At 37.9% G+C, this 13724-nt stretch carries 10 protein-coding genes; 2 read left to right on the top strand and 8 right to left on the bottom strand.

The window, feature by feature from the left end; genetic code table 11:
- Window positions 1-12 precede the first annotated feature (12 nt).
- On the bottom strand, window positions 13-1269 hold the full coding sequence (locus ACDZ28_RS01170; RefSeq protein ID WP_375102296.1) for a hypothetical protein: 1257 nt from the start codon (window positions 1267-1269) through the stop codon (window positions 13-15).
- The gene (locus ACDZ28_RS01165) at window positions 1256-1393 is read right to left on the bottom strand and encodes a hypothetical protein (RefSeq protein ID WP_375102295.1); all 138 of its coding nucleotides are present in this window, start codon (window positions 1391-1393) and stop codon (window positions 1256-1258) included. Before ACDZ28_RS01165 ends, ACDZ28_RS01170 begins: the two co-directional genes overlap by 14 nt.
- 831 nt (window positions 1394-2224) lie before the next feature.
- Here ACDZ28_RS01165 and ACDZ28_RS01160 point away from each other — a divergent pair.
- Window positions 2225-3217 carry a helix-turn-helix domain-containing protein gene (locus ACDZ28_RS01160; RefSeq protein WP_375102294.1) on the top strand — a complete coding sequence of 331 codons (993 nt, stop codon included), beginning with the start codon at window positions 2225-2227 and terminating at the stop codon, window positions 3215-3217.
- A 38-nt stretch (window positions 3218-3255) separates the two neighbouring features.
- On the opposite strand, the gene ACDZ28_RS01155 is transcribed toward ACDZ28_RS01160, so the two are convergent.
- The 5 genes from ACDZ28_RS01155 to ACDZ28_RS01135 form a co-directional block, all read right to left on the bottom strand.
- The gene (locus ACDZ28_RS01155) at window positions 3256-4344 is read right to left on the bottom strand and encodes a hypothetical protein (RefSeq protein ID WP_280788520.1); all 1089 of its coding nucleotides are present in this window, start codon (window positions 4342-4344) and stop codon (window positions 3256-3258) included.
- Between the two features lie 285 nt (window positions 4345-4629).
- Entirely contained in the window at window positions 4630-6351 is a 1722-nt protein-coding gene (locus ACDZ28_RS01150) for a competence protein CoiA (RefSeq protein WP_375102293.1), read from the bottom strand.
- 533 nt (window positions 6352-6884) lie between these two features.
- On the bottom strand, window positions 6885-7058 hold the full coding sequence (locus tag ACDZ28_RS01145; protein ID WP_280788518.1) for an aspartyl-phosphate phosphatase Spo0E family protein: 174 nt from the start codon (window positions 7056-7058) through the stop codon (window positions 6885-6887).
- A gap of 53 nt (window positions 7059-7111) precedes the next feature.
- Window positions 7112-8827, bottom strand: coding sequence for an LPD1 domain-containing protein (locus tag ACDZ28_RS01140; protein WP_375102292.1), 1716 nt, complete (start codon window positions 8825-8827; stop codon window positions 7112-7114).
- 105 nt (window positions 8828-8932) lie between these two features.
- Window positions 8933-10798: a phosphoadenosine phosphosulfate reductase family protein gene (locus ACDZ28_RS01135; protein ID WP_375102291.1), complete on the bottom strand. Its 1866-nt coding sequence runs from the start codon at window positions 10796-10798 to the stop codon at window positions 8933-8935.
- Between the two features lie 565 nt (window positions 10799-11363).
- Here ACDZ28_RS01135 and ACDZ28_RS01130 point away from each other — a divergent pair.
- A complete protein-coding gene (locus ACDZ28_RS01130) occupies window positions 11364-11816 on the top strand; it encodes a hypothetical protein (protein WP_375102290.1) in 453 nt (150 codons plus the stop codon).
- A gap of 764 nt (window positions 11817-12580) precedes the next feature.
- Here the strand turns inward: ACDZ28_RS01130 and ACDZ28_RS01125 are convergent.
- A complete protein-coding gene (locus ACDZ28_RS01125; protein ID WP_375102289.1) occupies window positions 12581-13606 on the bottom strand; it encodes a hypothetical protein in 1026 nt (341 codons plus the stop codon).
- Window positions 13607-13724 lie beyond the last annotated feature (118 nt).

Here is a 13724-nt window from a genome sequence, read left to right as displayed (position 1 = left end):
CACTAATTCAATTTATTCAATCATCGCGGTCAACTGAGGCAAATAGCCATTGTCAACGAGATCGTCGATTCCCTTGCCTAAAGTTATATCCCACATGGCTAGGCTTAAAGACATATCTGTGTTCTTTGCAAAAAATTCTGCGCATAGTCCTAGTGTCTGTTGTACCTGTGGTGTGGTAACAATGTCGGCATCAAATGCAATCACTATATGTTTGCATCCCAGCTCTTTCAATACATCCAAGATCAAACTGTAGGTTCCTATCCCGGGAAGTCCTATAAAAGGTTTGAGTAAAGCTTCAGCCCCTTTATCAGCTTTTATCGGACCTTCAGTTATCCATACTTCAGAGCAATCTATAATGTCGGTTGGCATTTCTCCAATGTTCCAGTACGGAAGACATGGAGTCGGCAAGGCTAGATGATAAGGGAGCGGATTACCGATAGAGGAACCGTTTTTCTTGGAACCGCTACTCCACCACCAGTACCGCAGACCTTGCTTGAGTACAACACTGAATACAAATTGCTTCGATTTTGAATAACATTCTTTCTTGTCCTTTTCTGTAAGGATGACTTCTAGCTCTTTACCCCGAACATAGAGTTTGCATCTAGCACGCCGCATCCCAAATTGATTAGGTTCTAGTTCCTTCATGATTTCGCCCTTAATCGCACCTTCCATAACGAGTTCAAGCGGTGGATCATCTACACGAATTTGCCAGCCTGTAATTTCATTTGTTATCGATCGGAACGGAATCATTAGCCCAGCAGCTCCAGCCATAGTCCAATAAGAACCATAGGTTCCTTTTTTAGCGAAAAAGCCAGGAACGCCTAATAAATCATTCTGATCACTCACACGATTGATTACAGCTTTAGCAATTTTATGTCTATTCGTACTTGGCATTGTCCGGTATTGTCTTAGCTGGATCTCCTTATCAGAGAACTGGCGGACATTACGTAGATGATAGAGATGATCACTCGACAGAGACATTTCTTCGATCATCGTGCGATAAACCGCATTCAGGTGAGAATTAGATTTTTTGTCTATCGACTCATCATACATAATCTCCACATTCGTCTTAGGAAGTGCATCCGGATCAAGATAATGCTTATACTGACGTCCCATAGTCGTATCAATATAATCATCAGAAGGTACCCGCATACAGCGCACGATGGTTTGTTCATGGTTAATGGCACACCATCCTTCATGGCCGCAGATCGGACATACTGACTGTATCTCGTACCATCCAGGTTGCTTACGAAGGCTACGTAATTTCATTTTTATGTTCCCCTCCTATTTTTAAATTCAATTCCTGTTGCCTTTCTATCACTAATATTTTTTTGCCTTCAGAGAGTACACCGTAATCCGCTGCCTCTCCCGCCAAGAGAGATAGAGCTTTCATACAGAGTAAGAATCTAAGATTAAACCCAGTTTTAGATTTATAACGTTTTCCAGGATTGCATCCAAAGGTCTGGAAAGCATAAAAAAAGACACATTTCATAAGAAATGTGTCTTCAGGTTCATAACGGGCATCAAAAAAAGGACATACTTATAGCGTATGGCCTTATAGCGTCCATTATTTTACCTATCGCCTCTCGGCATCCCACTCTTCGCTGATATCGGACTGCGAAGAAAATAAATTGATTTCGTAATGTTTAGATTATAGCACCAGATCAGATTCGGGTAAACAGATAATACTAGGGCAAAAAAAAGAGCACCCCAACTTCGGAAGGTTTCCTAAGCTGGGGTGCTCATTGCGTGCATATAAGGTTTAATCAAATTTTAGCATAACATCACACTCATAGCAAGTGGCGCCATTCGATTAATTCTTCCAAAATTCTCTTTACTGAAAAAAAATATTATGCTATATTCGAAGTGCGTGCAAGACTAGGGATAGGTCTATCCATTTATAAAAAATGGAAGATTTTTAACCCTTTATTTTGTCGCACACAATTTTAATTGTGTGTTTTTTCAGTTTAACCAGAGTATCAATTTTTGATGAAAATGTTTTAGCTGCTACCAAATATATGAGTAAAATAAATAGAAAAAAAGTCCCTATCGCGAGTACATTTAATCTCTGCGGCCGCCAAGCGTCGAGAATAAATGTTAGAGGAATAGGAACTTCACTTATTAGTATTTGTGATTTTATTCTATCACAGACTTTTTGAAAAGTGAAGTGCCTACTCTTCTTCAATGTTGCCTTTTTTTAGGGACGTAAAAGGAGAGTTTTTTTATGCTTGAAAGGAACCTTAAGGGTACGAATTATAAGCTAAGCTACTATCGTTATCGTCAAACAGGTGCTGAGGAATCAAAAATCCGTAGAGTTGGAAATGCAGATCAAATCTATATGCAAAAAGAGATTGAAAAGATCTATATCACTGAAGATGAAGTGAAACGTTTTTCATTAGATAAACACGGGCAAGCCATCCCCTACGTAGACGGTCACATGACAATAATTAGTAACTACATATTCGATTACTGGGGTCATTTTTTATCTGCAGAAGGTATCGCTCTCTATGGGCATCTCAAACGTTATTGTTATGGTGACAAGGATTACTGTTGGCCAGACCTCAACCTCATCTCTCAAAAGATGAATAAAAGCCGGAATACAGTAAAAAAATATATGACTATCCTTGAAAACTATGGTTTTGTTCTCATGTTTAACGTTCAGAATGCAGACAAGAACAATATGGAAGAAAGCCCTCTGTTCAAGGTGAGAAAAAAGGTCCCCCTCCTCCCTATGGATCTTTATGAGCAGCTGCCGGCAGAATTAAAGCTTGATCACGATCGATACATGCAATCCATTACAGAGCAGTTTGATCAGATTCTTGATCTGGACCCAGCTATCGATTATAGCGAGGTATATGAGGATGTTATTAGTACTGGAACTGTTGTACGAAAACGAAAAACTCCCCTTGAGCTGGATAATGAGATGCAAATCCAGATTAAGATGCTAGAGAAGAGTATAACTGAAGATGATAAGCTTATTTGGAACGCAGCGCTTGAGATAATGAGTAAGAGAATGACCAAGCCATCATATGATACGTGGCTTAAAGGTTCCTTTTGTATCAAAAAAGGATTAGCGTACACGGTATATGCTCAGAACGAATTTGTATCTAACTGGATGAAAGATAAATTACATACAATGATTTTAGAAGCTCTACAGCAGGCTGGAGCTGACTTTGAGAACATTGAATACAGGTATATCACTTCTGATGAAGTGTAAATGAACGAAAAAGCCATCCGTATGGATGGCTTTTTTCTCTATAATCTCGTTACTGCAACCTGGTTTAGAGACGAACGTTCAAGTTCCTCCAAATCACGTTGAATGATATCTTCTGTTAAGGACTTCGTACCGGCTACCCATTTTTTCTTTTTTCGTCGATCAACGACTGCATGAAATGCGGTGATGGAATCAAAATCCGACGAGGATGCGGGCCGACGCGCTTGAGAAGTTATTTGATTATTCAACATGCGTTTCATAAGATCCACTCCCTCTTTTAATAAGTCTGGATTTTGGAAATCACCCGAAAAACAATATTTATTGGGTAATATAAATTTACCACGTTCAGATGCCATATTCAATGATATCCGGTAATCCTCCACGAGTGCCTCTTTTAAAACGTGAAGTTTATCCTCTACTAAAAGGCCTCCGAAATCTGGGAACCGTTTATCAACATTAAACATATACCCTGTATTTTGAAACCACTTATAGATCAAAATCACATCATTAGGTGTTATTTTTAATGATTCGAACTCACGAACGTTAAGAACATGGCCAAATTCATGTTCTAGCGATTGAGCGCAGCGCTCGTGGACATTCAACAACCTGAGATTTTCGAGCAAATTATTCTGTTCATCTGTATCCATTTGTCCTTTTAAAATAAGAGATCTAGCTTCTTTCAGGTAGAGTTGCTGCTCTTCAATATACCTTTGTTCGGTATCATCAGGCAAAAGAATAATCCGTTCTTTTGGAGAAGAAGGAGACTTATACATAAGTGCAATTCCATCACCTGCTAAATGAGAGCGAAAACGAAAATAGAGATTAAATACTTCCACTTCTTGAAGGCGGGCTCCCCGACGTGATGCAATCTTAACCCCACCATTCATTTCATGCTTGGTTCTCGGAGGAAATGTATATTGAACTTGATCACTGTGTTGGATCAGTTCTAAAATAAGTCCAAGCTTTTCACGAACATTGCGGTAACGAGGTTTCTCGAATTCAAGATTAATTTGATCAAACTCATCCCACGTACCGTATTCCACTTCATCAATTAAGATATGACAATCATCATCTTCTAACCCAAGATAAAAGATATCTGTTACATAGTCTATTTTAATTAAGTTATCCAATATTTCAGCTCCCTGTTCTCACCTACAATACAATCCGTCATTATGCTTGTCCAAGTATCAATATTCCTGCTGGATGGATTTTTACTCGCCATACATGTAGAACTCGATTTCTGTAAGTTTTACAGATCTGGGCGTCTATCTACAGATCATAGACACTCTAATCCAATAACATCGTATAACAACATGATTTATGTATTTTCTTTGAGATTATATCTATTGCCAATATTATCATAACTTAGCATATTCGTGTTTGTTTAACGATCTTAAGTTAGATTAATGACAGTTTCAGTCTGGGATTTTATTTTCCCATGACAGAATATATTTTTGTGCTTCGCTTAGTACCTCACTTAGATAAATGAAATTAGATTCTGTCATGTGCTCACACAGAAGATATGATCGTATAATACTGCGGCATTTGTTCTCAAGCATGAAGATGATGTTTAGTGGCAGCTCGCTCACCTTTGACATGACACGAACTTCATCAATGATCTTCAGAATTACAACCTTATCAGTTATTAGCCTAGTTCCATCATCTCTAACACCGTGTTTGCTGGTTGTGCTGACCTCGCTCCTAGCTACTGTTAAGATGTTTGATGGCTTAAGAATATCATGTGATGATAGAACTTTGTTACTTCTATCCTGGACAGTCCACATGGATTCCATAAACTGTTGTCCGATTGTAGCTACACTCTCGTGTTGATACCCCTCCAGATACATCTTAAGAAGTATATTTTCTCTATGAGAATTAAGTAAAGGCAGATGATTGGCGCGAATTCGTTGATATTTCACAGTTGTACTCCCTAAATTCTCTAATACACCACATTCATTTAATCGCTCAATATAATTATAAAGTGTGAAAATGTAGTTCGCGCGCTCATTAGAATTGAATTTTATACGAAGAAACCCGTTTTCCTTAAGTTTCATGAATCTATTTTTAGTATTATCTAACCATACCTTCGGATCTTTGTTTTTCCGGATGAAATAATCCCACTGACTAATGATGTCATCAAACACCCATAACTGCCACATTTGCTTTGGGGTCTTAATTAAATCAGAATATTGAACCTCTACATGTAGCATCGCGGGAAAATTCTCTGGGATGATATTGTATTTTTTCGTTAGACGTAGGAATATTGTTTTCTCTTTTTCCGTCATATTCTTTGTGAGCGCAATACGTTCAGAAAGGATATCTCGATAATAAATTTTCATGTCCCTCTGTTTTTTTTCATTCTCAATCTGTTCTCGCCTAGCTGTGATTTCCTCATTGATTGCCTTTTGCCGAGCCTTTTCTATTTTATTCCGTTGATGTTCCTCTTTTTCTCGATCTATCCATTCAAAAAAGTCAGAATACTCTTTTATCCATAACCTATGATCGTGTATATACATTTCGTCTAAGGTTGATTGGAAGGATTTAAATCTGTAGGTACCTATACCAGCAAGTATCCTAACTCTTTCATTCGGTACATCTAGATAAGCTAAGTAACTTTGCTTTTTGTAAATTGAATCCTCCAAACCAATAAATCGAATATTATTATCATCGACTGAACGAACAATCTGATGGTTAAGAATCCAAAAATCTTGGACGTTTGCCGATTCATAAAGCATGTGTCGCTCTAGCCAAAGAGCACCGGTAATTTTTGAACACTGAAATTCAAAAGCCCATCTCGCTCCATCTGGATGTATTACCATGATGTCGGAACGTTGCTTTGTTTCGCTAAGATAATACTCCATCTGAACCTCACTCTTAGGGTAAATTCCCTTTAACCAGGTATATAAAAGGAATTTACCAATACGGTGCGTATCGGACTCTGGTTCACTATAAGGGTTCGGATTGATGCAAACCCTGTGATGTGCAAAGTGTGGCTTCTTAGAGCCTGCCCGATATATTACCATCGAGTGACAATCCGGACAAAGTAAAGAACAAGATTTGGAAAGTGATCGCATGAGGACTTCATCTTCCTCGAAGGAACAAAATCGTTGTTGGGATTCATTTACTGCGATAAACAAAGCAATTCACCAGCCATCTTTAAATAATGATAAAACAGCACATTAATTCCAATATTCAACAAAAGTATCAATTTCCCTTTTACTTCTTAAGGATAAAGTTATTGTTCCATTTATTTCACTGAAATCTAGATGGCAGAGGGTCATAAAGAGCTGTATTTTGTTTTCAGGACGTATCATATTGATTACAATTCTTATAGAATCCAGCCTCTCAAATTTTGAGAGACAGACTATAAAATAATGAAATGCCGCCTATCAAAAATTGAAAGACGACGTATATCAAAATTTGAGAAGCGAATTATACTCAAATTTACCGCTTCTCAAATTTTGAAAGGCAGAGTTTCAATTTTTTATAAGCGATTCAGCTTCTCAAAATTTGAGATACTATCCTTCAAAATCTGAGATACCCCTTCTCAAAATCTGAGTAACTCCCTCTCAAATATTGAGAAGAAATAATAAGAACTAAATAAGACTTATTTATTAATCCTTATAAATAAGAAGATCATTAAAGGAGTCATCAACAAAAAAACGCACGGCTATTCAGCCGCACGTTTCAATTTATTTAATTTATTATATTGATTAAGCAATGTATCTAAGTCTTTTGACTTTTTTAACACCTCATTTGAGGTTAATCCACTTTCCAACCCAACTCTATTTAGTTCAGTTCGTTGATCCTCTATCGCTTTTTTAAGATTCAATGATTCATTCACCACTGAGTTTTCCCTCCCAGAATTAATGTCCTTGATAAAGAGTCAAAGCAACTTTAATTCCAAAACTCTTTATTATGGAGAATCTCAGAGTCACTGAGAACTTTCCACCACTTTCGAAAAGCATCATTGATTGACTTTCGTTCATCGTTCATTGGATATGGTCCTTCATAACGGGTACCTGTAACCAAATAGGAATCTGTTATTCCTCGTTCTTCTAATTCATCCTCAATCCAAGATTCAAAAGCTCGTGCAAATAATTCGTGATCCCGCTTCCAGTAAGCTCCCCGTTCACAGGCGTCCAGATAAAAAGAGCTATAGTTAGTAGGAATGAAATATTCGGTTGGAACTTCCCTTCCTTCTTGTATGAACATGTTGCAGTACATGATTCCGATTTCTTTCCAATCTTTTAAATGAATTCGATAACGACTACTACTATTAAGATCTAACATCGTTTTGTTAATGTCGTAACTGTTTCTTACTAGGTAATCTTTGATACCTTGAACATAATTTGTTTTATTAACGGGTAAGGGATTAGGTACTTCAAAACGCATCAAGCCCTTTCCCTCTTTCATCGTAGTCATCAAGTTAGCAAAAGCATAACTGATATTATCAGGTAGGAATTTACCTGGCTGATTTCCGGATAAGGCCATTTGCTTACCATTCATATAATCATGAGAGTACGAATAGAGATTGAAGTCCAAGGCATGTGCCCATTCGTGGCACTGAGATCCTCCACCTCTGAATTTTGTTAAATTCATCAAATTCTCTTTAGGTTCGAAATGAGCACTCGCGTTCCCACTTCCTCTAGCCCCAAATGCTAACCCTAACTTTCCATATAAAGATATTGATTTGCGCGGAATCTGAAGAATAGCAGCCAAGTCCGCCCAAGCATTTCCGCTACTAAGAACATGGTAACGACCAGCTGCGTCCTCCATCCAGTTACCAAACTGAATCCCTCTAAATCCATATTCCTCTATTAAGTCCTCTGGTTTTCGCACTCCTGACGGTTCATTAGAGAGTCTTACAACCTCTTCCGGTACTTTTCGCTCCCATTGATTCTTTGTCTTTGACGTATCCTTATTGCCTTTTTTCTTATTAGCCCAGTTCCACTCTTTACCTTCTTCCGAAGAAAAGGCTTTGTCCAACAGCTTCTCATAAGGTTTTGCGGCAGAATAGCCGATGAAAAGTGATCTAATCCGTTTTCCTAAAGAAAGCCAAAATCGATAATTCATTAATTCTGGATCAATTCCTACTTTACGTGGATTAGTTGAGTAAGCTGCCTTCCAGAACTCTCGCTTGATCTGATCAACTGTATCTCTAAACAATTGTTCTGTAGTTGCTTTAGAAAGACGTAATTTCAGCTCCTCAACCGCTTGGATAAAATTCCTCCGTTGGTTGATGTCATCTTCTGGGCGCTGACTCACCATACCCCATAGTAGCTTTACTCCGTATGCAGCCTCAGACGTAAACCCTACCTCTTTTAAGTTTTCTGCTTTGAAATTATCCAACAGTTCATCTTTAGACACCAACTGATAGGCTTGAGCCGGATCTTGCTCAATGACTTTTTGCCACTCGCCTGAGAATTTAACAAGAGCCGATAGATGCTTCTTAGCTCCTTGAAGCTCTTCTCCACAATCGTAGGCATATTCCTTGCTTCTACCACCTGCAGGGCTTGTAGAGGGTTGTACAAGGTTTAAAGTATGGGCCTTTTCTATTGATGAACCGAAAGAATCCTGAGAGAAATAATCAAAGAGTGATAGTTGTTGCATTTCTATAAAACCTCCATAGGTCTCCCCGCCGTATGCGGGGAGATGTGATTTTTATCTGCTCCGCATGAGCAAGGAAAACTATGAACGTGGGTATGATTCGAACTGTTATTTCAAGGACGACAACTTACTCTTTTTATCTGCCATAATACGCTGAATAATCGCCGCGTCTTCCGATGTGAACTGGTCGATACCGGTTCCATAGGGATCAAATACCGGATTGCAAAGAAGACGTTGAAAACCTGATCTTTTCAGGTTAAGCAGTGCGTAGATCGCATCCCTAAAGCGTTGGGTGACAGGGAATCCTTCCACGGATTCACGCTGCTGAACCATGTGATAGGCGGTTAAGATTTCACTTTCACGCCACTCAATCTGTAGCCGCTTCATTGCTTGAAGTATGTGAGTCCTACAGTCGATGGTGAGATCACCGATTCCGCGGCCGATTTTAGCCGGCAACATTGAAGCTGCTGATCCTCCTTTTCTTTGCATTCCTACGATCCCTCCGTAGCGAATATCCTGTGCAATATTTTTAACAATGGAACGGAAACGATAGTATTTCTCGTACTCTGGATGCGTACCTTTAATTAAGTTCCCCATGCTTTTATCGTTACCGAGCGTACAAAGGTAGCAACCCATCCTTGAATTTTTACCACAGGCCATGATTGCATCGTTATCATTGACTACAGCAGCTCCTAAAGGGCATTCTGTACCTGCAGCTCCGCTATAAAAAGAGAGTAACTCAGTATTACGAGCTCCTTTTCGCCATGGTGCCCTGTGGTACGTAAGATACGTAACCACTTCCTGTCTCGTCCAGTCTCTGATCGGACTGGCTGTACGAATGCTACTGACAGGATGACTACCGTAGAAGTCATCACCGAAAAATTTGGTGAGACTTCTTTTTCTTGTCCCGCTTTCATTGTCACGACTACCCAGCACCAAACATGTCTCCTCTGATCCTTCCGTAACAAATACATTTTCCAAAAATACGCGTGCTGGATTGATCTTCAATCTTCGTACACAATATTTGAAATTTACGGATGGACTTTGGTAACCACGTCCGATCAAACACACCATTAGCGTTTCATCCTCTTTTGGTTCAACCATGTGATATTCGATCCAAGGGAAGTTTGCTCTTAGAGTATCGCGCAACTCATGAATGATTTTTAAGACACCAGGATTCTCAACTAGTGTATCGGCAGATATGACCCATATTTTCTTTGTCGGATCTGGATTCTTCAGAGCATGCTCAAGCATGAGCTGAAGTGTCAGTCTCGAATCTATCCCTCCGGAGTGCAGTAGACCAATAAGTGTGTGCTCATCATAGATTTTTTTAACTCTCTCACGCGTAGCTGCCAGTAAATCCTCATCCACCTTTTCCAGAACGTCCAAGCTCTCTCCCTCAGGAAGTGTTCTCTTATTTTTTTTAGTGTCTGTAATAAGAACATCTAAATCGAAAATAAGCTGACAACGATCCTCTGGATATTGGATTGATTCATAGTGTGCTCCATAGGGTGGGATGGTCTGTTGCAGATAAAGTTCTACCAGCAGACTGCATCGGTCCTGGAAGCAGTAGATTTGGAATTTGTGCTTTGGACTCTGTAAACTACTGTCCATATCACCATCGAGAAAAGCATCGATGGCAGCTTGCTCCGGTATAAAGATGCGAAATTTGTTTGACTCCATAAATGAAAAGAGTTTTCCTGCTACAGTGTCCCTTTTGAACAGCTTATCCCATGTGATTCCGCTGTCTGGAGGAATACAATCCTCTTGTGGTTGATCATCATTTAGAAAATGATGAAAAACATAATAGAATCCGTGAAAGAAAACCCCTGTCCAATCGCGAATCACTCCATGAAATAAAAAGCCTTCTTTTTCTAGGTAATCCCACACATCTGTAGCTGTTCCATTGTATTGCTTAAGTTTTTCGGTAACTGCTACCTTGATTTGATTCTCTGTAAACTCATAATGCTCCATAAGTTCTCCTTTTTTTAGGGCATAAAAAAGAGACCTAAATACATCACACAAATCCCGTGTGGTATTTAAGTCTCCTATATTACCCGTTATTTATATTGCTAAATGAAACTAGCGAGCTCCAACTTTACCGAAATAGTTAACGGTAAAGAAAATTAATATCTTTCAAAGTACCTTTAGTATATCTCGGAAAGGGAAGAAATGTAAACTAACATTAGAACATCGGTTGCTTAGAGGACGATTATTTATATCCATATGTTTAATGTTATTTGTTGAAAATATATTTCAAATATACGTGTATACACATGTATATTGGAATACAATATGTATACTACTCTAATTTCGAAAATTTTTCTACCAAATTCAGGTGGTGATTGTGTTCAGCGAAAATAAAGTTTTAGCCTAGAAGTCTTGGTTTAACGAGGGGATGAGATTGAATATCATCAGCCTTCTAAATTTAAGTATTAGACTTACTCAAGGTCATGATTGGGCAACTTGTAATGCAAACGTAATATACAGTTTTCATTTGATAGTGCCGAAAATAAAAAGAAGGGGGAGTATAATATATATGAAAAAGTTATTCTGGATTTTGTTTTCGGCGTGTTGCTTGTTTGGCCTAGTAATCACCATTTATAGCGAGATAAATGAAAAGAGGGATTCTTCATTATCTTCAATCGCAAGGGAATCATTTATTAGCACAATAGGTTCTGATACATATTTAGAATACGTTGGTGAAGTAAGCGATAATGAAGCAGTTCTATGGATGCCTGTTTCCAAGTTTTACACTTACGATGAAGGAAAACAAAATTTCAAAAGATTAGAAAAGGCAGATGGATTTTTCTTTTGTTATTTAAAGGATAAAGACAAACTGTACTTCATCGGCAAAGGAAGCAGAAGTATTTCAAAGGATGCTTATGACAAAAATGGAACCGTACCACCTCTTTCTTCAATTTTCAGTGAGGAAAAAATTAAAACAATACAACTGAAATTTCTAGAAAACCACACTAACCAAGTCAAATAAGAGATCAGGATCCAGTGCACAAAAGCACTAGATCCTTTTTATTTCATTCACAATCCTAAGCGCTTGGGAATCCGTGATATTCGGTCGTTGAGGTAATTATAAGGAGTGCCAGAATGGTGTTCGAATAAAATAAAAATATTTGGCAAGCTTGTAGGGTTGCTGAACAGTCAGCGACTGTCGCCGGCTCTTCGTAGCACCGCACGTTCAATTCCATAGCGGCCTACAAGTCTACAAACTTATTTCAACACTTTATTTTTCTCTGATATTGATCCGTCTTGATCTGAGGTATGCATCACTAAAAATACTAAATCGCGCAAATAAAAAACATCGTTAGCCATGGACGATACAATAAAGTCCGTGACTGTCGATGTTCTATTAATGTAATGCTGGAATTGCTGAGAGTACGTATTTGGTGAAAATAAAGTGTTAGACTGGAGTCTTTGAATTACCGCAGGTTTTAAAGAAAAGAATCGTCAGCTTATAGAAAATAAATATCATTGTAGTTGCCTGTTAAGATGGATAGCCCCGTGGACACCCTGCTGGTTACAACACGCGAATCTTATGACATAATGATTACCCCCGTTTGTATAACTAGGAAAACGACCCTAATTTACTTTCCAATGTATATCTTCGTAAATATATCCCCCAGGTGGTTGATTAGAATATCCTTGATGCTTTTCGCGAATTTTTTCAGTCTAATACTTTATTATCTTCTGACAGTACGATGTGGTAAATCGTTTTTTCTAGTCCTTTATTATCAGTCTCTAATGTCTGTTTATATATTCTGCCCATCGATAATCATACCCGTTTTCCCAATCACAGATAAAACCATCTAGTTCAAAGCAACCTTCAAAATCCTCACATAAATTAACCTGGGTTGCGAATTGGCCGCCATAGAAACTGATTATACTTTTTAACATCTTTCCATCTTGTACGATCATAAATTTATGGGCAAGTTTAGGGGTTTGAATATCTAAATTAAACTCTTTACCTAACAGTCCAGCAAAAGTATTATCTCCACCGTTCACTATCCAGTCTCTTAAAGGATCAAAACAACTTTGTAAAACGAAGTTTTGACCTTTTGCAAGAGCGAGGTAATTAAAAATTATCTTAGCGCAGACTCTGAAAAATGTGTCATCAAACTGAAAGGTTTGTTGTACCTCCGTTTGAATTGTTCCCATTGTAGGTACTTTGTTTTGAATAGGCTTTTCAAATAGTATCTTATCAATGAAAATACGGATTTGTTTTTCCAGATCTTTATTACTTAATGCTACATACCACTTACCATCTCGAAAACCAAGAATAAATTCATCTTCAGTAAGACGTTCGTCTTCGTGCAATGAATACTTGCCGTTGAACTTTTCCAAGTTATTCATAAAGTCTGTTGTTACTTTATTAACATTACCGAAGGACCTGTCAGATTTAAATTGAATTGGTCCTTTTATATTAATTAATATTTGAGAAATATTATATGGTTTTCCTAGGCTAATATATCCAAACCCGAAAGAATTAGATGCATTAAGTTCGGTTATAAGACTCACGTTAGATTTTGTTGCTTTCTTAGGGTTTGAGTCCCCTCTCTTACCTGGTCCGTGAAATTGACGAGGGAGCGCAATTAAAGAATTTCTCATGAATTGAAGTTCCATCGCTGAAAAATAGTTATTACAATCATGACTTACATATTCTAAAGGGAGCTTTTTAGTACCGCCGATTCCGGCAGGAAAAATATGTTCTTGGGATTTGAAAGAAACATTAGGTTCAGTTTGTTTTAAATAAATACAGAATTTCATAATCTCACCTCTGAATATATATAAATATTCATATTCACATTTATCTATCTTTCTATCTTACCATATGCATGGATTCACAGAATAAATATAGTAAATTCACATTATATTATTAATTTCA

This window comes from Paenibacillus sp. RS8 (assembly GCF_041956825.1).
GTDB lineage: Bacteria > Bacillota > Bacilli > Paenibacillales > Paenibacillaceae > Paenibacillus_AQ.
Note: the sequence above shows the minus strand (reverse complement) of the source record. Positions and strands in the feature narration are given on the sequence as shown.